This is a genomic window from Streptomyces sp. R-74717, assembly GCF_047305335.1.
In the GTDB taxonomy this organism is placed as follows: domain Bacteria; phylum Actinomycetota; class Actinomycetes; order Streptomycetales; family Streptomycetaceae; genus Streptomyces; species Streptomyces atratus.
This window is the reverse complement of record NZ_CP102361.1, coordinates 6609178-6631815: the sequence shown is the minus strand read 5'-3', so window position 1 is coordinate 6631815 and position 22638 is coordinate 6609178. Positions and strand designations below refer to the sequence as shown.

Below are 22638 nucleotides of genomic sequence, written 5' to 3'. Positions count from 1 at the left end.
CGCGATTCGTAGTGCGTCAACTCCGCCGATGGGATATGGACACACACCCGGGGCAGGACGGGGCCGGCATGGTCATCCTGTACTGATCCGCGACTTCCAGCGCCGCACGTCCCGCCGCATACGCCGGATGACGCGCCGCGACAGTGACGCCCTGCGTGCTACGGCCTCGGGCTTCTCGATGCGCTTGCCGTCGTGCCAGTCGGGCACGGTGACCTCGAAATCGGAGTCCGAAAGTCCGCTCGAACGGTCCCGGAAGTGCGGGTACGCGAGGAAGAGCTTGTCCCCCTTTCCTGAACTGACCACATCCGGAACGGTCTTCTCCCGCAGATACGTCAGCATGTCCACCAGCACGTCGGCCCGGCCCTGCGCGACAGCGGCGAGCCGCAGTCTCTCGGCGACCTTGATCCGGCGCGCCACCCCGTCGTTCCAGTACATGTCCATGAGCGGCGCCGCGAGCTCCATCTTGTGGCGCCGGACCTCCTGGGAGTCCCGGAGGAAATTGGGGCCGAACTGCTGCATCATGCCGACCGTGAAGGGCCGGACCATCAAGAAGTCCCGCTTCGGCCCGACGGGTTCGAGCCGGTGGATGAGCGTCATCATGGCCCGCATGGAGTCGAAGCGCCATTCATAGGTGCCGCTCTTGGTGACGTGCTTTCCGTCGTCCCGGCCGACCAGGTAATAACAGATGTAATTGGAGATGACGGATACCCCGGCACCCCGCAGGTATGCCTCCATGGTGAAGAGCGCGTCCTCACCGGTCTTGAGTCCCTCATCGAATCGCAGGCCGATTCGCTCCAGCAGTTCACGCCGGAAGAGTTTCTGCGCACTCAGCGTGTAAATGACCTTTGAATTGTATACATTGACCCGGTCCTTGGTGGCTGTCCACATCGACCGGGGCGCCCCGCGATTGACCCCGACCACCCTGCCGAGCACCACGTCGGTGTTCGCCCGGTCGGCCCTCGCGACCATCCGCTCCAGAGCCTCTTCACCGAAGTAGTCGTCCGCGTCGAGGAAGAAGACATAGCGGCCCCGCGCCATGCCGAGACCCACATTGCGCGGCCCACTGGGGCCGCCTGAATTCGCCTGCCTGACCACCCTCGTCGGAACCGCGGTCCGGGCCGCGAACTCCTCCAGGTATTCACCGGTGCCATCGGTCGAACCGTCATCGACCGCCACGATCTCGATCCGGTGTGCGCCGATGGTCTGGGTCTCCACCGATTCGAGGCAGCGAATGAGGTAGGGCATCGCCTCATATGCGCCGATGATCACAGTTACATCGGGAACTGGCATCTCGTTCACATCAACAGAAGACAGTCACCCCCGGGTGTTGGTTGCCTGGACACCACACGCCCGAAGTGTGACCCTTATCACAAAGGCCCGGCACAACCCTTTTACGGGCTATGCCGGGCCGGATGGATCGTGTTAATGGACCAGGTGGATCCTCAGCCACTCACGCGTTCGCCGACGTTTCTCGCCAGGCCCGCGTTCCGGGCCTCGGACCTGGCTGCGAGCGCCTTCACGGCCGCGTCGAACTGCTCGATCGAGGTGGGCTCGTCGGGGCCGAGGAGGTATTCCTTCAGCTCGCGCCGGTCGGCTGCCAGGGTGTCCGCGGCAGGATCCACCACCGCAGTGAGCAGGGCGTCCAGCTCGGTCGCGGCATTGGACAGGATGACCGCGGCACGGACCGCGGTGTTCTGTCGGCGGAATTCGTCCTCGCCCAGCGCAGCCGAATCGGTGACCGCGTACGGCTTGCCGCTCGCGATGAAGTCCGACACCACGCTGGAGATGTCCGAGACCATGGCGTCCGACTCGTTGAAGCAGTCGTACAGGCGCATCCGGGCGCCCGTGATGACCTTGTGCTCCCACCAGCCGAGCGCGCGCCAGGAGGCAGCGTTCCACTCGTCCTTGAGCCGCGCGATCTCGGCCTCGCGCGCCGGGTCGGCCAGCGAGTCGCGGGACATCTCGGCCTCGTCCCCGGCGACGTGGCCGCCGCTCGACAGCGCCTCGAGCCGCGCTTCGATACGGGCCAGTTCGGCCCGTGCCTCGGCCTGCACCGGCTGGAGCGCGGCCGATTCCTTCGCCCAACGGGGGTCGGTGGCGCGCTCGACGCCCGCCTTCTCGATCATCGCGGTGATCCGCTGGTGCACGGCCTTGGCCTTGGCGCTGCGGGTGCCCGTGAAGGGGTGCGGCTTGTAGAGCAGCCGGACCGGCTTCTCGGAGTTCAGCAGCCGCTTGACGATGTTCTCGCCGGCCAGCAGCAGCGAGGTGTTGCCCGGGTTGTCGTCCCAGCCTTCCCAGGTGGGGGCGTACAGCACGGTCGGGATCGGGTTCTTCTGCGCACCGGTCCACGGCTGGATGGTGGCCAGCTGCGGGCGGCCCACCTCGACGATGTCCTCGTCGCGCACACCGACATCGGCCAGTGCGTAACGGTCCCGGCCGGCCCGGCCCGCGGTCCACACCTCGTCGTAGGCCTTGCTGTACGGGTTGACGCTGGCGAGCTTGTCGCTGTCGCCGTGGCCGATGAAGACGTGCTTCATCGTCGGCACCCGGAGCAGGTGGATGTTCTTGCCGACGTTGGCCGCGTAGAGCGCGACCCGAACCGACGAGAGGTCCATATTCATCAGGTGGACGCCGCCGGGCACACAGAGCACCGGCACCGATGTCGTGTTCAGCTGAGGCACTATCGTGCGCTCACGCAGCAGGATCAGCGGGCGCCCGTCGAGCTGCGCCATGGTCTCCAGCCACATGTTGACCTGGTAGGCCGAATCCTTGGAGCCGGAGAAGTAGAGAGCCACGGTCGGCTGGTACTCGCGCAGCCAGTTGTCCACCGCGCCCAGCACCTTGGCCTCGGGCGCCACAAGCCGCTTCGGACGGATGTACGGGAGAAGCGCCGCCAGGTAGCCGACCGCGAGAACCAGTGTGGTGGCGAGGCCCGCATAGGCGAAGCCGTTCACGTCGGTCTCGAGCGCAACCAGCACACCCACCATCGCGAAGATGTCCAGATGAAGCATCTTCTCCGCAGGGCGGTTCATCAGCAGCGCCGGCGGGGCGTCCGGGATCCGCACCTGCTCCAGATCGATGTTGTGTGTGACCACCGGGAGCTTGCGGCGGAGCTTGATGAGGGTGACCGTCGCACTCTGCGGCGCCTGAAGACCGTAGAAGGCGAGCAGGCAGGCGACCGTCACGTAGAACAGCGTCTGCTCTCCGTACCCCATACGGGAGAGCAGCAGGATCAGCAGCAGCTGGCGGACCAGGAAGCGGATCGAGAGCCCCGCACGGACCGCGGCGAGCCGGTTGACCAGGTAACTGCCACAGTGGTGCAGATACTGGTCGGCGATATAGGTCACCGCGGCAGCGCCTGCGAAGAACCAAAGATTGGGGATTATTGCCGCGAGCATTACGCACGGGAATCCCAGGGCAAGGAGAAGAGCGGCGGCCAGCTCCGAACCACTGCCCACTCGAGCCATGCGAATGGCTTTCGAAATCACGAAGTACCGCTCCCGAGGATGCCGACTTATTACCTTGCGGGGGAAATGTGAAGCCCGAGCTTCACGAATTCGGACCCCTGCAGTTCGCACGCGGCGTCCACAGAGGTCCGAATAGTCGATTGTCAAGCAGTATTACACATCGGCCTGTCGATCCAGGACAGCGGCCAGCGCCTGTTCGAAGCCCGATGCTTCGGAGGCGCCACGGGTCGGGTCCTGCTGCCGTACGTCGATGACATGGCCGGTCATCTCGGAGAGCAGGACGTCGAGGGAGGTCCTGGCGACCGCCTCGGAGGAGAGGAGCGTGCCCGCGGGCTCGTCACCGAACGCCTTGGTGCGCATCGGGGTGGCGGTGCGCTCGGGGTTCACGCAGTTCACCCGCACTCCGTCGCCCGCCCACTCGTCCGAGAGCGCCTGGGTGAGGTTCACCATCGCGGCCTTGGTCGACGAGTAGAGGCTGTACTCCGCGCGGCCCCGGGTGTAGCTGCTGGAGGTGTAGAGCAGCAGCTGGCCCTTGGTCTCGGCGAGGTACTTGTACGAGGCGCGGGCGATCTGCACGGGCGCCAGGTAGTTGACGTTCAACGCTTCCTGGATGGTCGTGCTGTCCGTCTCGGCCAGCTTGCCGATGCGGAGCACGCCCGCGGTGTTGATCACGTAGTCGACGCGGCCGGTGTCCGCATACGCCTTGGAGAGCGCGTCGTCGACGTGCTCCGGGTTCTCCACGTGCGTACCGGTGGTGGAGCGACCCAGGGCGTAGACGGTGGCGCCGTAGGACTCGGCGAGCGCCGCGATGTCCGCGCCGATGCCGTACGAACCGCCGAAGACGACGAGGGTCTTGCCGGTGAGCAGCTCACGGTAGGCGGCGTCGTCGGTCGGCTGCGGGACGGCCGTGGAGGCCAGCTGGAAGAGCTTGTCCGCGATGAAGACGTCGACCGGCTGGGTGACCTTCATGTTGTACTCGTCGCCCGCGACCACGTAGATCGGTACGTCGGGGAGGTACTTCAGGACGACCGAGCAGTCATCGGTGGCCTGGAAGTTCGGGTCGCCCGCGGCGACCTCGTACGCCCGGCGGATCGTGGAGAGCTTGAAGGCCTGCGGCGTCTGGCCGCGGCGCAGCCGGGAGCGGTCGGGCACGTCGGTGATGAACTCGCCGTCGCCGCCGTGGGTGCGGGTCACGATGATCGTGTCCGCGGACGGGATGGCGACGTCGACCGCCTGGTAGCGGTCCAGGGCGTCGACGCAGTCCTTGATGACGCGCTGCGAGAGCAGGGGGCGCACGGCATCGTGGAAGAGGACGTTGCGGTCCTCTCCCTCGGCCAGGCCCTCACCGAGGGCCGCGATGGCGCGCTCGGTGGTCTCGTTGCGGGTGGTGCCGCCCTCGATCACCTTGGTGACCTTGGTGAGTCCGGCCTTGGCGACGATCTTCTCCACGTCGGGCACATAGCCCGGAGCCATCAGCACGATGACGTCGTCGATGGAGTCGGCCTGCTGGAAGATCGACAGCGTGTGCTCGATGACAGCCTTGCCTGCGATCTTCAGCAGCTGCTTGGGAATGGACAGACCCACGCGCTGGCCGGTGCCGCCGGCGAGCACGACTGCTGTGGTTCGGGCTTTGGCTATGTGCTGAGCAGACACAGACGACCTACCTTGAGGGCTGGGAGATACAGCGATGGTTGCACTCTCCGTTACCGTCTCGCAAGGCGAACGTCGGCTGCTGCACGCCGTATCGAAACCTTCCGTTGCCTTGCGATCAGGGCGTATATCGGAATTGGCGCTTCTGGACCGGGTGACCGACGCCACACGGCTGAGCGGTATCAATCACCCTTGAGCGGGGTTCGGCTCCGCCGGTTGCGCGGCGGGGAGAGCAAGGCCAGGCCGCCGGACCGGCTTGCGGAACAAGCCCGTCCGGCGGCCGGTGCACGGTCTAGAACGGGTTGAAGTCGTCGAACTCGCGCTGCACCTCGTCGCGTTCCGCCCCACGGTCACGACGGCGCTGTGCTGCCGGGCGCGGCGCTTCGAGACGGTGGTCCTCGCCGCGACGGCCGAGCATCTCCGCACCCGCGGCCATGGTCGGCTCCCAGTCGAAGACGACCGCGTTGTCCTCGGCGCCGATGGCCACGCCGTCGCCCGCACGGGCGCCGGCCTTCATCAGCTCGTTCTCTACACCGAGACGGTTGAGGCGGTCCGCCAGGTAGCCGACGGCCTCGTCGTTGTTGAAGTCGGTCTGCCGCACCCAGCGCTCCGGCTTCTCGCCGCGCACCCGGTAGATGCCGTCCTCCTCCAGAGTGACGGTGAAGCCCGCGTCGTCGACGGCCTTCGGGCGGATGACGATACGGGTCGCCACCTCCACGGGCTTGGCGGCACGCGCCTCGGCGATGACGCCCGCGAGCGCGAAGGAGAGCTCCTTCAGGCCGGTACGGGCGACGGCGGACACCTCGAAGACGCGGTAGCCGCGCGCCTCCAGGTCCGGGCGGATCATGTCGGCGAGGTCCTGGCCGTCCGGGATGTCGATCTTGTTGAGGACGACGATGCGGGGCCGGTCCTCCAGGCCTCCGTACTGCTTCAGCTCTTCCTCGATCATGTCGAGGTCGGAGACCGGGTCGCGGTCCGACTCCAGCGTCGCGGTGTCCAGGACGTGCACGAGAACCGAGCAGCGCTCCACGTGCCGCAGGAACTCAAGGCCGAGTCCCCGGCCCTGGCTGGCGCCCGGGATCAGGCCCGGGACGTCGGCGATGGTGTAGACGGTGCTGCCCGCGGTGACCACGCCGAGGTTGGGGACGAGGGTCGTGAAGGGGTAGTCGGCGATCTTCGGCTTGGCCGCCGACAGGACGGAGATCAGCGAGGACTTGCCTGCGCTCGGGTAACCCACCAGCGCGACATCGGCGACGGTCTTGAGCTCCAGGACGATGTCCCGGGCCTCACCGGGCTCGCCGAGCAGCGCGAAGCCGGGGGCCTTGCGCCGGGCGGAGGCCAGCGCGGCGTTGCCGAGGCCGCCGCGGCCGCCCTGTCCGGCGACGAACGTGGTGCCCTGGCCGACCAGGTCGGCGAGCACGTTGCCGTTCCTGTCGAGCACGACCGTGCCGTCGGGAACCGGCAGGACGAGGTCCTGGCCGTCCTTGCCGGAGCGGTGGTCGCCCGCACCGGGCTGGCCGTTGGTCGCCTTGCGGTGGGGACTGTGGTGGTAGTCGAGGAGCGTGGTGATGTCCTGGTCGACGACCAGGGTCACATCGCCGCCACGGCCGCCGTTGCCACCGTCCGGGCCGCCGAGCGGCTTGAACTTCTCACGGTGAACGGAGGCACAGCCGTGGCCTCCGTTACCCGCGGCGACATGCAGCTCGACGCGGTCCACGAAGGTGGTCATGGTTGGAACCTCCAGTTACATGCATGCAGAAATGTCTCACTCGCGCTGTCCCCGCATGGGAGAAAGCCGTCTCTCATGGGAGAAACACGCGAAAGGCGGACCCGCTTCCCGTACGGGAAGTGAGGTCCGCCTCCGCAGAAACCGCTCGACGAGCGCCGAAAATCAGCCGGCGATCGGAACGATGTTCACGACCTTGCGGCCACGGTGCGTGCCGAACTCGACCGCACCGGCGGCGAGTGCGAACAGCGTGTCGTCGCCACCACGGCCGACGCCCGTGCCCGGGTGGAAGTGGGTGCCGCGCTGGCGGACCAGGATCTCACCGGCGTTGACGGCCTGACCGCCGAAGCGCTTCACGCCGAGCCGCTGAGCATTGGAATCGCGCCCGTTCCGGGTGGACGATGCGCCCTTCTTGTGTGCCATGTCTCCTCAGTCCCTTACTTCGCAGCCGCGGGGATACCGGTGACCTTGATCGCCGTGTACTGCTGACGGTGACCCTGGCGACGGCGGTAGCCGGTCTTGTTCTTGTAGCGAAGGATGTCGATCTTCGCGCCCTTGTGGTGGTCCACGACCTCGGCCTGGACCTTGATCCCGGCCAGCACCCACGGGTCGCTGGTCACGGCGTCGCCGTCGACCACGAGCAGGGTCGAGAGCTCGACCGTGTCGCCAACCTGGGCAGTGGAAATCTTGTCAACCTCAACGATGTCACCGACAGCAACCTTGTGCTGGCGGCCACCGCTGCGCACGATGGCGTACACGCGGATCTCTCTCTCGCTCGGAACGGATCCCCTGATGCCAGCCGCCCGCACAGGCCGAAGCCCGCGACGATCCGGAAGGATGAGCGGCCTCTCCTGACGGACGGGCCACCAGGAGGAATGTGCTCAGGGGTGGGCGCGCATGGGAAACACGCCGAGGGTCAAGGTTACGGGGCCGCCCCCGGGCGGTCAAACCGGGCCTCCCCGGACCGACACCCCGGCTCACGCGTGCTAACTTTTCCATTTTCGTCACTCTCCGTGCAGCATGAGGCCATTGATGCCCCGCTCCGTCCCGCTCGGTCGTACCTGGCTACTGGCCCTCGTGGTGTCCGCCGTCTATGTGCTGGCGCAGCTGACCGCCGGGACCTCCTGGACGCTCTTTCCCGACTCCTACCGGTACGCCCGTGCTGCCGAGGAGTACCTCGGAGCCGACCGGAACGAGGCGCACCGTGCCGCGCTCTCCGCCTTCTGCACGAGCCGGGCGGAGGAGGTCGTCCGGAGCGAGAAACTCGACCCGCTGACCGGTGAGGCCGGGCCCGGCGCGGCCGGGGCGGCGAGCCGGGCCGCATGTCTGGCGCGGTGGTCCCACGCCCCCGACATCACCACCGGGGACTCCCGTTACCAGTCGATCTTCTCGTCCCGGCCCGGCTATCCCCTGCTCGCCGCTCCCTTCGTCGGAGCGCTCGGAGTGCTCGACGGTATGCGGGCACTCGGGCTACTGCTGGCCGCGGGCGGCTCACTGGCCCTCTGCGGGCTGCTGCGCGGCGCCGGCCTCTCCCCCGCGGCCGCCGTGGCCGGCCAGATCGCCTTCCTCGCCTCACCGCTCGGCCGGTGGAGTCTCCAGGCGCTGGGCGAGGGGCTGGTCACGGTCTGCGTGCTCGGCGCGGTGTGGGGCGGGGTGCTCATGGCGCGGAACAGACGTGCGGCAGGTGCGGCGCTGTTCATCGGCTCCCTGGCCGTCTGCACGGTCACCCGTTACTCGACGGCACTGGTGCTGGCCGCTCTGATCGCGGTCGCGATGCTCGTCTCCTGGCTCCTGCGGCGGTCCCGGGCGGACCTGTCGCTCGCCGGGGTGGCCACGGGATGCGCCGCCGCCGTGGCGCTCGTGATGAAGCTGCTCGGGCTTCCCTCGTCGGAGATCACCCTCCAGGACACCTTCACCCACCATTTCCGCGCCCCCGAGGTTCCGGACCCCTGGACCCGGCTCGTCGACCTCGATCTGCAGTACTGGAGCCACTGGATCGGCGAGCAGGCCTCGATGCCGTTCTTCCTGACGGCCACCGTGCTCTCGTTGTGGGTGCTGCTGCGTCGCGGCGGGGTGCTGGGCCCACTGGCCTGCGCAGTGACGCTGGCCGGCGCCTTCCAGGTCGCGGCCCATCCCCTGGTCCAGGAGGCCGACCGGCTGGGGGTACTCATGTGGATTCCGGTGACACTCGGAATTGCCTTGATTACAGAAGCAGTTCGGGACTTTCCCTTGCTTCCGTTTGACCGTACGGTCCGAGTTCCTGCCTCAACAGTGGAGCCGTACCGTGCCAATACCACAGATCCCTGATGAACTTCTGGCCAACATCGCCCGGCGCGCGGTCGTCCGGATGGCCCGCGCCGACCGGCCGTTCGTCGCCGAGCGAGTCCTGGGTGTCTGCGCGCACCGCGTACGGAGCCGTCGGCTCAAGGCGGACCTGCTCGGTGAGGCGGCCGCTGCTCAGCTCGGCCGGGGCCTCGTCCCCCGTCATCTCGTCCAGGCGTACGCCGCCGAGCTGGCCTACGCGGACTCCAGGTTCAAGGCGGGCCACAGGAAGGAGGCCGCCGCGGCTCTCACCCGGGCCCTGCTGCTGGCTTTTCACCGGGTTCCGCACGTCGACCGGCTCCACTCCCCCCTGTCGGACGACCCGGCCGGCTTCACCGCCCGGCTGCGCGCCAGCTCCACCGCCCGCGCGGTGGCCGCGCCCCGCGGTCGCAGGACACCTCCCGCCGCGCCGCCGTCCGGCCGGCCGCTGCGCCTGCTCGTGGTGAACCTGGCCAACGCCAACTTCCTGGGTCTGCTCACCGAGCGTTACGCGAACCATCCCGGTGTCGAGCTGCGCACCCTGGACCTGGCGGCCGATCCGGTACTCGCGCCACTGGCCAAGGGGCTGCAGCGAATGGTCGAGCTGCCGCTCGGAGGTCAGGCCGCGTACGGAGCCGCGGTCGAAGCAGCGCTCCGCCCCCATCTGGACTGGGCCGACACGGTCTTCGTCGAATGGTGTTCCACGGCTGCCGCGTTCATGACCCTGGTCGATCCCGGCAGCACCCGGATCGTCGTCCGGCTCCACAAGTACGAGTCGTTCACCCACTGGCCGCACATCATGGACTTCTCCCGGGTCGACGATGTCGTCTTCATCGCGGAGCACATGCGGGAGATGACCACCGCTGCCGTCCCCCGGCTGCTCGCCCCCGACGCGCCGCGCCTTCATTTCCTGCACAACGCGCTGGATCTGCGGCGGTTCGACCGTCCCAAGAGCGATGACGCGCGGTTCACCGTGGGCCTGGTGGGGATCGGGCAGATCGCCAAGGACCCGCGCTGGGCCCTGGAGGTGCTCCGGTTGCTCCGCGCCCGGGACGAGCGGTACCGCCTGCTGATGGTCGGCGGCGGCATCAACCCGGCGCCGAGCGCGGCGGCCGCCGCCTATCACTCGGCCCTGGAGAAGGATCTCGCCGAGCTGGAGCCGACGGGTGCCGTGCGCAGGCTCGGGCCGAGCGACGACGTACCCGGCGTGCTCACCGGAGTGGGAGTGATCCTCAGCAGCTCGGTCCGTGAGGGCTGTCATGTCGGCCTGATGGAGGGAGCGGCGGCCGGTGCCGTGCCGGTCGTCCGGGACTGGCCGTTCGTGGCCGGCCGCCCGCACAGCACGCGGACCCTATTCCCCGAGGACTGGGTCGTCACCACCCCGCAGCAGGCCGCCGAGCGCATCCTCGCCGTCACCACGTCCGAGGAGATCCGGGCCGCCGCCGGGCGCGAGGCGTCGCGGTACGCTCTTTCGACCTGGGACTGGGAGACCGTGCGGGGCGACTACGACCGCCTGCTGCTGGGCGCGGACCGCGACGTAAGCTCGCCGGTCGAGGCCCCACTCCGAAAGGCAGACGCGCAGTGAACTACAGAGTCCAGCCCACCGCCCAGGTCGACGAGACCGCCGAGATCGGCGCCGGCAGCAGTGTCTGGGAGCTCGCCCAGATCCGCGAGCAGGCCCGGCTCGGCGAGGGCTGTGTGGTCGGGCGCGGCGCCTACGTCGGCACGGGTGTCCGGATCGGCGACAACGTCAAGATCCAGAACTACGCGCTCGTGTACGAACCCGCCGAACTTGCGGACGGTGTCTTCATCGGCCCGTCGGTGGTCCTCACCAACGACCACAATCCGCGCTCCGTCGACCCCGACGGCAAGCAGAAGCGCGGCGGCGACTGGGAGGCCGTCGGGGTGAAGATCGCCGAGGGGGCGTCCCTGGGCGCCCGTTCGGTCGCCGTCGCCCCGGTCCGGATCGGCCGCTGGGCCATGGTCGCGGCCGGTGCGGTGGTCACCAAGGACGTCCCCGACTTCGCTCTGGTCGTCGGTGTCCCGGCCCGGCAGGTCGGCTGGGTCGGTCACGCCGGTGTGAAGCTGGTCGAGAGCGCGGGCGAGCCGGGTGTGTGGGAGTGCCCGCAGACCGGTACGCGCTACCGGGAGACCGATGGGTCCACGCTCGTCGAGGCCGGGCCCGCAGCATCGTAGGCACGCCGGAGCGGAACGCGCGAGGGGCCCCGGTCGACCTGGTCGGCCGGGGCCCCTCGTACGCGTACGGGTGATCAGCCGCCGATGACGACGCGGCGGACGCCCTCCCAACGGGCCGGGTCCGTCGTGCGGCGGCCGTCGACCAGGACGCGGACGTCCGGGAGATCGGCGGCGGCGAGCTCGCGGTACTCGGCGTGGTCGGCCTGGAGGATCGCGGCGGTGACGGTCTGGCCCTCGTGCGGGACGAGGCCGTGCGCGGTCAGCTCCTCGGCCGTGTACATCGGGTCCGAGACGAACGGCACCGCGCCGCGCGCCTTCAGCGCCTCGACGGTCGGGAAGACACCGGAGAAGGCCGCCTCCTTCACACCGCCGCGGTAGGCCGCGCCCAGCACCAGCACACCGACCCCGTCCAGGTCGCCGTAGGCGGCGGCGAGCAGATCGACCGCGTACCCGGGCATGGCCGCGTTGGCCTCGCGTGCCGAACGCACCACGGTCGCCGAGGGGTCGTTCCAGAGGTACATCCGCGGGTAGATCGGGATGCAGTGGCCGCCGACGGCGATGCCCGGCTGGTGGATGTGGCTGTACGGCTGGGAGTTGCAGGCCTCGATGACCTTGAGGACGTCGATGTTCTGCTGGTCGGCGAAGCGGGCGAACTGGTTCGCCAGACCGATGTTGACATCACGGTAGGTCGTCTCGGCGAGCTTGGCCAGCTCGGACGCCTCCGAAGTGCCCAGGTCCCAGACGCCGTTGGGGCGCGGCAGATCCGTACGGTCGTCGAAGTCCAGGACCGACTCGTAGAACGACACACCGTGCGCGGCCGATGCCTCGTCGATCCCGCCGACCAGCTTCGGGTAGCGGCGCAGGTCCGCGAAGACCCGGCCGGTGAGCACCCGCTCCGGGGAGAACACCAGGTGGAAGTCCTCGCCGGCCTTGAGGCCGGAGCCCTCTTCGAGCATCGGCGCCCAGCGGGTACGGGTGGTGCCGACCGGCAGCGTGGTCTCGTAGCTGACGAGAGTGCCCGGCTTGAGGCCTGCGGCGATCGCCTTGGTCGCGGAATCCATCCAGCCGAAGTCCGGCGTGCCCTCCGCGTCCACGAAGAGGGGTACGACGACCACGACGGCCTCGGACTGGGCGACCGCGGACGCGGTGTCCGTCGTCGCGGTCAGCAGCCCCGCCTCGACGGTCTCCTTGAGCTTGACGTCGAGGTCGTGCTCACCGGGGAACGGCTCGACACCGGCGTTGACCAGCTCGACGACCTTCTCGTTGACGTCGGCGCCGATCACCCGGTGGCCCTTGGAGGCGAACTGCACGGCGAGCGGCAGGCCGATCTTGCCAAGGGCTACTACACAGATGTTCATGGGGCTACTTCCTCTTGGAGCGTTTGGCGCCGGTCAATCGGGATCGCAGCCGCGAGCCCAGCGATGTCTTGGCCGGATGGAGCGGACCGGTGCTGATCACCATGCGCCCCTTCGGGTTCACCCGGGCCGCGACACGGTAGGGGTCGTCGGCCCCCCACCGCCGGGCGAGCGGCATGGGGTGCCCCTTGCCGCGTACCGGAATCTCGTAGGTCCATCCTCCGGCATCGACCGAGACCCGAAGTCCCAGCTGGGCCTGCCGGCGCTGGAGCGGAATCCGGGCGGTGATCAGGGTGGCTCGGCCATCCGGTGCGGGGGTGCGGGTGAAATCACCCACGGGGGCCGGGAGTTGCTCGCCCTTGTCAAGCCGACGGGCGCCCGCCTTGTCGGCGGACGCGGGCATGCGGCCCGAGGCGAGCCGGACGTACAACGAGTCCGTGTCGCCCAGCACGGGAACTCGCACGACGACGTCGAGCGCGAACCCATCACCCTCCTGGTACCAGTCGGCGGACTGGAGTTCGGTACCGGAGCCGAGCCGTCCCACCACTGTGCCCTTCAGCGCGAAGCTGCTGTCGGGCAGGGTGCAGAGGCTGTCGCGGAAGCCCGGGAAGCGGGCGTACGCGTGGTTGTCTTCCAGTACGGTCGGCGGCATCTTGCCCGCGGTGTCCATCCGGACCAGTTCGGTCAGCTCGTCGACCCGGCCGGCGAACACCCAGCGGAAGCGGAGCCGCTCGGGGACGGTGAGCCGGTGCTCCATGGAGTCGAAGGAGGCGCCGTAGTACTTCTCCATGAACTCCCCGGTGGCGCGCACGCACTCGGCGCGCCTCTCCGGCGTCATGGCGAGGTAGTTCTCACCGAAGATCCAGGCCAGGTCGACCTTGAGCAGTCGTATCGCAAAGGCGTCATAGAGATCGCCGGGCCCTGCCAGGTCGTGGAGCTTGTCGAGCGCATACGCGCACACCTTCAGGCGGTTCTCGAACCGCGCCCGGTAGGTGATGTTGCTGTCGTCCGTGCGCCGGACCGCGTGGTAGCAGTCGTAGTCGGCGACCACCGAAACGGTCTTGGCCCGGACGTACATCTCCAACGTGAAGGGCATGTCGCAGCTGACCGGCAGGTCCTCCGCGTACCGGATGTTGTGCTCCTCGATGAGGGCGCGCTTGTACATCTTGGTGTTGGAGATCGCGTAGAGCGCCCCGGATCCGATCAGCGCGATGTTGGCCTCGGTGGAGCGGAAGACCGCCCGGGGAATCGACCGGTCGCCGACGGCCACCATCTTGCCGAGGACGACGTCCGAGTCGTTCGCGTCGGCCATGTCGATCATGCGCTTCAGCGCCTCGGGGCCGAGGTAGTCGTCGGAGCCCACGAAGAACACGTAGCGACCCGTCGCCTTGGCGAGCGCCACGTTGTTCGGCCCGGCCGGCCCTCCGGAGTTCTCCTGGTGGATGACCGTGAAGGTGCCGGGGAACCGGTCCGCGAAGCGGTCGAGCTCCTTCCCGCTGCCGTCGGTGGACCCGTCGTCCACGGCGATGATCTCGATCCGGTCGAGACCGATGCTCTGTCCGACGAGAGAATCCAGACACTGCGTCAGGGCAGGCATCGTGTTGTACACGGCCACGACGACCGTAACGTCAGGAACAGCGAGGACATCGGGTCTGCCGGTCACACGGTCACCTCGGCGGCTCTCTTGGCGGATGCGCGCTTACTACCGGGAAGCAGCCTCGTGTACACGTCGTCGAGCGCCGCCGCCTGGGCTTCCCAGGTCCACTGGTCGAGCAGTCCGGGCCTGTCGTACGCATCCCGGTACTTCTTCGGGTCCGCCAGGACCGCCTTCACCGCGCGGATGTAGTCCTCCACGTCCTCGGCCTTGAAGACCTCGCCCTGCCCGGTCTGCGCGACCATGGCCCCCATCGTCTTCACATCGCTCACCACGAACGGCAGCCGCGCGTGCGAGTACTCGAAGAACTTGGTGATCAGGGCGATCTCGTGGTTCGGCCAGTGGTGGATCGGGATGACGCCGAGATCCGCCGTCGCCAGGAAGGGCACTACCTGGTAGTGCGGGACATACGGAAGGATGTGCACCCGGTCGGCCACCCCGAGCTCCTCCGCGCGCCGCGCCAGCCCTGCCATGTACGGCGACTTCGGCCGCAGCACGATGAACGCCACGTGCAGATCCGGCAGTTGGGGCAGCGACTCGACCATGATGTCCAGGCCGCGCTGCGGGGCCGCCGCACCGCTGTAGACGGAGAGCGGGACGTCGGGCCCGATCCCGCACAGCTCGCGCAGATCGGGCACCGGCTCCGCGGCCTGCTCGGGCGAGATCTCCGCGTCGGGGGCGTTGAGTACGACCGACGGAGTCGTCGCGAGTCCGTGCCGCTCGACCAGCATGTCCGCGAGGGTCGCCGAGACGGTGGTCACCGCGTCGGCGTACTTGGAGTAGGCCAGCTCGTGGATGCACTGCGCAACATGCCAGCGAGGGTGCGGATCCCACGGCTTGATGCCGGGCAGGAACTCGTGCGCGTCCCAGACGAGCTTGACGTCCCGCTTCGCGGCGCGCGCCCGCAGCACGGCCCGTGCGCCGATGCCCAGCATGCGGAAGTCATTGGCGTGGATCAGATCGGGCTTCAGCTCGTCGATCACCTTGCCGTAGGCGAGGTCGAGGTCGAGCAGGTAGGGGTCGAGCTTCCGCCAGGCCCGCTGGCCCATCATGCGCTGCCAGAACGCCGTGGTGAACCGGTCCAGCGGGGAGTCCATCCGCTTGCGCCGCTGCTCCAGGGCATGGGTACGCCGCAGACGCAGACCGACCCAGCGGCCGGCCACCTTCGCGCCGAGCCGCCCCGGGAGCAGCCTGGCCTTCGACAGTGCCGACCCCTTCACGCCCGCCTCGATGAGGCGGATGTTGAGGTCGGCCCGCCATGCCTTCATCTTCTGCTTGCGGTAGGCGGCGAGCGGTCCCGGACGGTAGGCCAGCGGGGCGCGCAGCGGGGCACGCCGGTACTCGTGCCGGCGGCGCTGCATCGGTCCGGGCACCTTCAGCAGCCGGACCTGTGCCTCGCCGAGCAGCCAGCGCTGCTCGGACTTGCCGGGCGACTTGCCGAGCAGGGTGACGTCCCAGCCGGCATCAGCCGCGGAACGCGCTTCCTTCTGAACCCGGGAGTCCCCGTTCACGGCGTTGTCGACGAGCATGACGATCCGGCCGCGGCTGCCGGGCCGCGGCGTCGTGATGTTCTCAGGCTCCATGTGTGGCCAGCTCTCCCGCGGAGGTCGTGACGGTACGTCCGCTCCTCGCCGATTCCAGTACCGCCGCGGCCACCTCGACCGTGCGGAGCCCCTCGCGCAGCGTGCAGATGTCCTTCGAGGTGCCGCGCACCGCGTCCCGGAAGAGCTCGTGCTCGACCAGCAGCGGCTCGCGCTTGGGAATGGCGTACCGGATCATGTCGCCCTCCGAGACGCCTCGGAAGGCCTGGAGCGCCTCCCACTCGGTGGCCACTGCGGCGTTCGAGTGGAAGGTGAGGTCGGCGGTGAGGGTGTCGGCGATGAAGGTGCCGCGCTCACCGGTGACGGAGGTGAAACGTTCCTTGAGCGGGCTCAGCCAGTTGACCAGGTGGTTGACCATGGTTCCGTCGGAGAGCTGGCCCACGGCGGAGACCATGTCCTCGTGCGGGCGACCGGACTTCGACACGGTGTGGGCGGAGATCGAGGTGTAGGTCTGACCCGTCACCCAGCCGGTCAGGTCGATGTCGTGGGTGGCGAGGTCCTTGACCACGCCGACATCGGCGATACGGTGCGGGAACGGGCCCTGTCGGCGGGTGACGACCTGGAAGACCTCGCCCAGCTCCCCCGACTCCAGGCGGGAGCGCATCGACCGCAGCGCCGGGTTGCAGCGCTCGATGTGGCCGACACCCGCCACCAGGCCGCGCGACTCGAAGGCGTCGACCAGCCGTCGGGCGCCTTCCACGGTGTCGGCGACCGGCTTCTCGATCAGCGCGCAGACACCGGCCTCGGCGAGCTGAAGGCCGACTTCCTCGTGCAGCGCGGTGGGGCAGGCCACGACCGCGTAGTCGACACCGAGGGCGATGAGCTCCTCGACCGTGGACAGTACGGGAGCGCCCTGCGCCCAGCCGTTCTTGTCCCCCATCGGGTCGACGACGCCGACCAGCTGTACGTCGTCCAGGCCGGCCAGCACACGGGCGTGGTGGCGGCCCATCGAGCCGAGGCCGATCAGACCGGCTCTCAGTCCTGCGGTCACTGCATTTCTCCCAGCGAGTTCACGGCGCCGACGATGCGGTCCAGGTCCTCCGGCGACAGCGAAGGATGTACGGGCAGCGAAACGACCTCGGCGGCGGCCCGCTCGGTCTGCGGCAGATCCCAGATCCGGCCCGCCTTCTGGTCGGGCTCCCAGTACGGCTTCAGCCGGTGGATCGGAGTCGGGTAGTACACGGCGTTGCCGATGCCCGCCTCGCTCAGCCTGGCCATGGCGGCGTCACGGTCACCCTGCACCCGGATGGTGTACTGGTGGTAAACGTGGCGTGCACGGTCGGCGACGGGCGGAACGGTGACGTTGGGCGCGGTGATGTGCCGGTCGAGGTACGCGGCGTTGGCGCGCCGCTGCTCGGTCCAGCCGAGCACCTTCCCGAGCTGTACGCGCCCGACAGCGGCGGACACGTCCGTCATGCGCATGTTGGCGCCGACGATCTCGTTGGCGTACCGCTGCTCCATGCCCTGATTGCGCAGCAGCCTGAGGGTGCGCGCAACCTCGGCGTCGGCGGTGGTGACCATGCCCCCTTCGAGGGAGTGCATGTTCTTGGTGGGGTAGAAGCTGAAGGTGCCACCGGAGCCGAAGGCGCCGACCGGCGTGCCGTCCAGTGCCGCGGTGTGCGCCTGGCAGGCGTCCTCGACGACCGCGAGGCCGTGCTTCCGCGCGATCGGCATCAGCGCGTCCATCGCGGCCGGGTGGCCGTACAGATGGACGGGCATGATCGCGGCCGTGCGGGGCGTGATGGCGGCCTCGACCGCGGCCGGGTCCAGACCGAAGCTGCCCGGCTCGATGTCCGCGAAGACCACGTCGGCACCGGCCAGGCGGACCGCGTTGGCGGAGGCCGCGAAGGAGAACGACGGGACGATGACCTCGTCGCCGGGGCCGATCCCCAGGGCGAGCAGCAGGAGATGGAGGGCCGAGGTGCCCGAGTTGACCGCGACGCAGTGACGTCCGTCGACCAGCTCCGAGAAGCCCTCCTCGAAGGCCGCGACCTCCGGGCCCTGCACGACACGACCGCTGCGCAGTACGCGTACCACGGCCTCGATCTCTTCCTCACCGATCACCGGCCGGGCAGCAGGGATCGCTTCCCTGTTGTCGCTCGACATGGACATCCTCCTTGAACACCGCAAGAGCTGTGAGCGGCGATGGCTCCAAGGGCATGCGAATGTCGGATGAGGCTCCGCCGCCCCGGCGCATGGCCGATTCTGTACCAATATATTGCGCACAAATCGCCCTTTTGCCCCGGGGGCGGTGCACCCAGGACATAAAGGTGGTTTGTCCTACCTGAAGTGGGCCGACGCGCCGTCAGCACTCTCGGGAATGGCACATCCGGCGGCAGCCGCGTCACATTATCAGGGTTTTCACAGGGGGTTTCGTAGAGGTTACGACCAAAGAGATGCGGCCCACATGCACCGCGTCTGCGTCCCGCATGCGGAGGAGGTGCGGGCCCCCGAGGGGGCCCGCACCTCGTTCATTGCTCCTCCGACCGGCTGGTCAGCTCTCGGTGTCGGCCGAGACGGAAGGCTGCGGCGACTGCTCCGCGGCAACCGTCTTCTTCGCCGCCGCCTTCTTGGCCGTCGTCTTCTTCGCAGCGGTCTTCTTGGCAGCCGTCTTCTTGGTGGCTGCCTTCTTGGCGGTGGCCTTCTTCGCGGTCTTGCGCGCCGTCTTCTTCGCCGGGGCCACCGCTTCCGCGGCTTCGGTGGTCTCGGCTTCGGGCTTCGGCTCGACGGAACCGGTCACCACGACGACCTCGGCCGCGTCCGCACCTGCGGGCGAGCCCGCGGGGGCGGTGACCTTACGGGTCACCCGGCGACGGGCACGCGGCGGGGCTGCCTCGGGGGCCACCTCTTCGGGTGCGGCCTCGGGCTGCGGGGCCTCGACGACCGGGGCCGCCACCGATACCAGTTCCTCGACCTGCTCGGCCGGGGCCGGCGAGCCCGCCGGGGCGGTCGCCTTACGGGTCGCCCGACGGCGCGTACGGCCCTGAGGGGCCTCGGCGGCCACCGGGGTCTCGGCGACCGGCTCGGGCTCCATGACCACGACCGGCTCCGGCTCCGCGACCACGACCGGCTCCGGCTCCGGCTCGACCACCGGAGCGGGTGCTGCTGCGGCCTTCGGGGCGCCGGCCGGGGCCGTTGCCTTACGGGTCGCGCGGCGCCGGCCGCGGCCTCGCGAGGCAGCTGCCTCGGCCTCGGCAGGGCTGCTGTACAGCTCCTCGTCCGGGACGAACTCCGGCTCGGGCAGCGCCACCGGGGCCGCCACCTCGGCAGCCACTTCGGCCTCGGTCTCGATCTCGGTCTCGACCTCGGTCTCGATCTCCGCCACGTGCTCGTGGTCCACGACGCCCCGGCCGCGCTTCTTGGAACGCTTGCCGTTGCCGCCACCACCGACCGAGGTCGGCTGTTCCATGTGCACGATCACGCCGCGCCCGTTGCAGTGGACACAGGTCTCGGAGAAGGACTCCAGCAGGCCCTGGCCCACCCGCTTACGGGTCATCTGGACCAGGCCCAGCGAGGTGACCTCGGCGACCTGGTGCTTCGTACGGTCGCGTCCCAGGCACTCCAGCAGGCGCCGCAGCACCAGATCCCGGTTGGACTCCAGCACCATGTCGATGAAGTCGACGACGACGATGCCACCGAGGTCGCGCAGCCGCAGCTGGCGCACGATCTCCTCGGCCGCCTCCAGGTTGTTCTTGGTGACGGTCTCCTCGAGGTTGCCGCCCTGACCGGTGAACTTGCCGGTGTTGACGTCGACGACGACCATCGCCTCGGTCTTGTCGATCACCAGCGAGCCGCCGCTCGGCAGATAGACCTTCCGGTCCAGTGCCTTCATGAGCTGCTCGTCGATCCGGTACGTCGCGAAGATGTCGACCTCGGAGGTCCACCGCGACAGGCGGTCCGTCAGGTCCGGCGCCACCTGCGAGACGTAACCGTGGATGGTCTCCCACGCGTCGTCGCCGCTGACGATGACCTTGGAGAAATCCTCGTTGAAGATGTCTCGGACGACCCGGACAGTCATGTCCGGCTCGCCGTAGAGCAGCGTCGGCGCGTTGGAGCTGCCGCTGCTCTTCGACTTCTTCTGGATGTCCTCCCACTGCTGCTGCAGCCGCTCGACATCGCGGCGCAGCTCGTCCTCGCTCGCGCCCTCCGCCGCGGTACGGACGATGACGCCCGCGTCCTCGGGAACGATCTTCTTGAGGATGGTCTTCAGCCGGGCCCGCTCGGTGTCGGGCAGCTTGCGGCTGATGCCGGTCATCGAGCCCTCGGGCACATAGACCAGGTAACGGCCGGGCAGCGAGACCTGGCTGGTCAGGCGGGCGCCCTTGTGGCCGATCGGGTCCTTCGTCACCTGGACGAGGACGGACTGGCCGGACTTCAGCGCGGTCTCGATCCGGCGCGGCCCATGGGCCATGCCGAGCGCCTCGAAGTTGACCTCACCGGCGTACAGGACTGCATTGCGGCCCTTGCCGATGTCGACGAAGGCGGCCTCCATGGACGGCAGTACGTTCTGCACCTTGCCCAGGTAGACGTTGCCGACGTAGCTGGTGGCCTGCTCCTTGTTGACGTAGTGCTCGACGAGCACGTTGTCCTCGAGGACGCCGATCTGGGTGCGTTCGCCGTTCTGACGGACGACCATCACGCGCTCGACGGCCTCGCGGCGCGCCAGGAACTCGGCCTCGGTGATGATCGGGACGCGACGGCGGCCCTGCTCACGGCCTTCGCGGCGACGCTGCTTCTTCGCCTCCATACGGGTCGAGCCCTTGATGGACTGGACCTCGTCGAAGCCGGTGCCGGGCTCCCGCTCTTCCTTCTTGCGGGGCTCGCGGACCTTGACGACCGTACGCTCCGGGTCGTCCGTACCGGCTTCGGCCTCGGGCGAGGCGTCACCGCTGCGACGACGGCGACGACGGCGACGACGGCTGCTGCTGGATCCGGCGGACGACACCTCGTGGTCCTCGTCCTCCTCAGCCTCTTCGGCCTCCTGAGCGCGCTCCTGGTCCTCCTCGGCGTGCTCGGCGGCGGCCTCGTCGCCGAACTGCTCCGCGGCCTCGTCACCTTCGGTGGTCTCGCCACGACGGCGGCGACGCCCTCCGCGACGGCGACGGCGCGAAGGCCGGTCCCCGTACTCGTCCGTCTCCTCGCCCTCGTGCTCGGCCTCGGCCTCGCCTTCCGGCTCGGGCTCCTCCTCGGCGTGCTCCTCCACCTCGACAACAGCGGCCGGCTCGGGCTCGGCGGCCTCACCGCGACGGCGGCGACGGCGGCGCGAACCGGCCTCCGGCACGGCCTCGGCGGCCGGGGCCTCGGTGGTGGCGGCCGGGGCCTCGGTGGTGGCGGTCGGCTCCTCGACCGTCTCGGCCTCTTCCTCGACCTCTTCGTGACGCGAAGCGGCAGCGGCGGCGGCCGCGGTCTCCGGGGTCTGGAACATCGGCTCGGCGAAGACCGGCGCCTGGAACACGGCCACGGCGGGGCGCGTCGCGCGACGGCTCTTGCGTACGGGCTCCTCGACCTTGCCGGTGAACTCGGGCCGGCCCGCGGCGGCGGTGGCCCGGCGGCGCTGACGGCCGCGCGGTGCGGCGTCCTCGACCTCGGCGGGCTCGGCGGGCTCGGCAGCCGGCTCCTCGACAGCGGCCTCGGGCAGGCTCTCGCCGGTTTCGGCGGTGGCCTCGGTGACCTTCGGCGCACCCGCCGGAGCAGTCGCCTTGCGCACGGCACGACGACGTCCGCGCGGCGCCTCGACGGCCTCGGTGACGGCTTCTTCTGCTACTGCTACTGCTTCTGCGGGTGCGGCGGCCTCGGCCGGGGCCTCGGTGGGCTGCGGTGCACCGGCCGGAGCCGATGCCCTGCGCCGGGTGCGACCGCGCGGCGCGGCGGCCTCGGGCTCGGCGGCTGCGGCGGCCTCGGCACTCGCCACGTGCGTTGCTTCCTCGACGATCTCTACGGCCTCGGCGGCCTGCGGCGCACCTGCCGGGGCAGTCGCCTTGCGCACCGCACGACGACGGGTACGCGCGGGCGGCGCCTCCACGACCTCGGGCTCGGCCACGGGCTCGGCAGCGGTCTCGGTGACCTTCGCGGCCTCTGCGGTCTGCGGTGCACCCGCCGGGGCAGTCGCCTTGCGGACGGCACGACGACGGGTACGCGCAGGCGGCGCCTCCACGACCTCGGCCTCGGCCACGGGCTCGGTGGCCCCGGCGCTCGCGGCGGGCTCCACGACTTCGATGGCCTCGGCGGCCTGCGGCGCACCCGCCGGAGCGGTCGCCTTGCGCACGGCACGACGACGGGTACGCGCGGGCGGCGCGGCTTCTGTCGCCGGAGCGCTCTCGGCGTCGGTGGTGGTGTTGTCGGACACTGCGGCGTCATCGGCCGGTATGGCCGGAGCGGCGGCATCCTGTGCGTCCGCCACCGGCGGGCCGGCCGGGCGGGACGCGGCGCGGCGCCTGCGGCGCGGCGGCAGCTTGTCTCCGGGTGCGTTGTTCTCTTCGGCGTTCCCGGTCGTGCCGGGTTCGTTGGACTGGGGCATGCGGGCGGTTCTCCCGTCAGGCTCCCGGGCGCCGCGTCTGAATCCGGTCCGGCGCGGCCCGCGTGATGTACGCGAGACCGCCGTCCGGGGCGCGGGCGCCGCACGGGAACTCAATGTCTGGCTCGCCGGTTCCGTAAGCGATGTGCGTACGGCCTGGCGAAAGTCTTATGG

Annotated in this window: 15 protein-coding genes; 3 read left to right on the top strand and 12 right to left on the bottom strand. The window is 69.4% G+C overall.

Annotation, left to right across the window (positions count from 1 at the left end; translation table 11 throughout):
* Nucleotides 1–72 precede the first annotated feature (72 nt).
* The 6 genes from NRF20_RS30365 to rplU all read right to left on the bottom strand — a co-directional run bounded on the left by NRF20_RS30365 (nucleotide 73) and on the right by rplU (nucleotide 7601).
* A complete protein-coding gene (locus NRF20_RS30365) occupies nucleotides 73–1290 on the bottom strand; it encodes a glycosyltransferase family 2 protein (RefSeq protein WP_413753666.1) in 1218 nt (405 codons plus the stop codon).
* Nucleotides 1291–1442: 152 nt separating this feature from the next.
* Nucleotides 1443–3467, bottom strand: a complete 2025-nt coding sequence (locus NRF20_RS30360) for a hypothetical protein (protein WP_398628708.1) — start codon at nucleotides 3465–3467, stop codon at nucleotides 1443–1445.
* Between the two features lie 153 nt (nucleotides 3468–3620).
* Complete coding sequence (locus NRF20_RS30355) at nucleotides 3621–5120, bottom strand: bifunctional cytidylyltransferase/SDR family oxidoreductase (protein WP_266361548.1); 1500 nt, start codon at nucleotides 5118–5120, stop codon at nucleotides 3621–3623.
* A 289-nt stretch (nucleotides 5121–5409) separates the two neighbouring features.
* Entirely contained in the window at nucleotides 5410–6846 is a 1437-nt protein-coding gene (gene obgE / locus NRF20_RS30350) for a GTPase ObgE (protein ID WP_398628710.1), read from the bottom strand.
* A 162-nt stretch (nucleotides 6847–7008) separates the two neighbouring features.
* Nucleotides 7009–7266 (bottom strand): 50S ribosomal protein L27, encoded by a 258-nt coding sequence (gene rpmA, locus NRF20_RS30345; protein WP_018103204.1) that lies wholly within the window; start codon nucleotides 7264–7266, stop codon nucleotides 7009–7011.
* Nucleotides 7267–7280: 14 nt separating this feature from the next.
* On the bottom strand, nucleotides 7281–7601 hold the full coding sequence (gene rplU, locus NRF20_RS30340) for a 50S ribosomal protein L21 (protein ID WP_030921216.1): 321 nt from the start codon (nucleotides 7599–7601) through the stop codon (nucleotides 7281–7283).
* A gap of 274 nt (nucleotides 7602–7875) precedes the next feature.
* Between rplU and NRF20_RS30335 the strand changes: the two genes are divergently transcribed.
* The 3 genes from NRF20_RS30335 to NRF20_RS30325 are packed head-to-tail and all read left to right on the top strand — an operon-like array spanning nucleotide 7876 to nucleotide 11340.
* The gene (locus tag NRF20_RS30335; protein ID WP_413753665.1) at nucleotides 7876–9150 is read left to right on the top strand and encodes a hypothetical protein; all 1275 of its coding nucleotides are present in this window, start codon (nucleotides 7876–7878) and stop codon (nucleotides 9148–9150) included.
* Nucleotides 9128–10729, top strand: a complete 1602-nt coding sequence (locus tag NRF20_RS30330; protein WP_398628712.1) for a glycosyltransferase — start codon at nucleotides 9128–9130, stop codon at nucleotides 10727–10729. Before NRF20_RS30335 ends, NRF20_RS30330 begins: the two co-directional genes overlap by 23 nt.
* Nucleotides 10726–11340, top strand: coding sequence for an acyltransferase (locus tag NRF20_RS30325; protein WP_266361544.1), 615 nt, complete (start codon nucleotides 10726–10728; stop codon nucleotides 11338–11340). Before NRF20_RS30330 ends, NRF20_RS30325 begins: the two co-directional genes overlap by 4 nt.
* Nucleotides 11341–11414: 74 nt before the next feature.
* On the opposite strand, the gene NRF20_RS30320 is transcribed toward NRF20_RS30325, so the two are convergent.
* From NRF20_RS30320 to NRF20_RS30295, 6 genes are all read right to left on the bottom strand, one after another.
* Nucleotides 11415–12698: a nucleotide sugar dehydrogenase gene (locus NRF20_RS30320; RefSeq protein WP_266361543.1), complete on the bottom strand. Its 1284-nt coding sequence runs from the start codon at nucleotides 12696–12698 to the stop codon at nucleotides 11415–11417.
* 4 nt (nucleotides 12699–12702) lie between these two features.
* Nucleotides 12703–14358, bottom strand: a complete 1656-nt coding sequence (locus NRF20_RS30315; protein WP_398628713.1) for a glycosyltransferase — start codon at nucleotides 14356–14358, stop codon at nucleotides 12703–12705.
* On the bottom strand, nucleotides 14355–15932 hold the full coding sequence (locus NRF20_RS30310) for a glycosyltransferase family 4 protein (RefSeq protein ID WP_413753664.1): 1578 nt from the start codon (nucleotides 15930–15932) through the stop codon (nucleotides 14355–14357). The genes NRF20_RS30315 and NRF20_RS30310 overlap by 4 nt, the downstream gene beginning before the upstream one ends.
* Entirely contained in the window at nucleotides 15922–16941 is a 1020-nt protein-coding gene (locus NRF20_RS30305) for a Gfo/Idh/MocA family protein (protein ID WP_266361540.1), read from the bottom strand. Before NRF20_RS30305 ends, NRF20_RS30310 begins: the two co-directional genes overlap by 11 nt.
* Nucleotides 16938–18056 carry a DegT/DnrJ/EryC1/StrS family aminotransferase gene (locus NRF20_RS30300; protein WP_266361539.1) on the bottom strand — a complete coding sequence of 373 codons (1119 nt, stop codon included), beginning with the start codon at nucleotides 18054–18056 and terminating at the stop codon, nucleotides 16938–16940. The genes NRF20_RS30305 and NRF20_RS30300 overlap by 4 nt, the downstream gene beginning before the upstream one ends.
* Before the next feature lie 388 nt (nucleotides 18057–18444).
* Nucleotides 18445–22467, bottom strand: a complete 4023-nt coding sequence (locus tag NRF20_RS30295) for an Rne/Rng family ribonuclease (protein WP_413753663.1) — start codon at nucleotides 22465–22467, stop codon at nucleotides 18445–18447.
* Nucleotides 22468–22638 lie beyond the last annotated feature (171 nt).

Coding starts and splice junctions, on each gene's coding strand:
- NRF20_RS30365 (WP_413753666.1), bottom strand. CDS start 1,290: ATGCCAGTTCCCGATGTAACTGTGATCATCGGCGCATATGAGGCGATG.
- NRF20_RS30360 (WP_398628708.1), bottom strand. CDS start 3,467: ATGGCTCGAGTGGGCAGTGGTTCGGAGCTGGCCGCCGCTCTTCTCCTT.
- obgE (WP_398628710.1), bottom strand. CDS start 6,846: ATGACCACCTTCGTGGACCGCGTCGAGCTGCATGTCGCCGCGGGTAAC.
- rpmA (WP_018103204.1), bottom strand. CDS start 7,266: ATGGCACACAAGAAGGGCGCATCGTCCACCCGGAACGGGCGCGATTCC.
- NRF20_RS30335 (WP_413753665.1), top strand. CDS start 7,876: ATGCCCCGCTCCGTCCCGCTCGGTCGTACCTGGCTACTGGCCCTCGTG.
- NRF20_RS30320 (WP_266361543.1), bottom strand. CDS start 12,698: ATGAACATCTGTGTAGTAGCCCTTGGCAAGATCGGCCTGCCGCTCGCC.
- NRF20_RS30310 (WP_413753664.1), bottom strand. CDS start 15,932: ATGGAGCCTGAGAACATCACGACGCCGCGGCCCGGCAGCCGCGGCCGG.
- NRF20_RS30300 (WP_266361539.1), bottom strand. CDS start 18,056: ATGTCGAGCGACAACAGGGAAGCGATCCCTGCTGCCCGGCCGGTGATC.
- NRF20_RS30295 (WP_413753663.1), bottom strand. CDS start 22,467: ATGCCCCAGTCCAACGAACCCGGCACGACCGGGAACGCCGAAGAGAAC.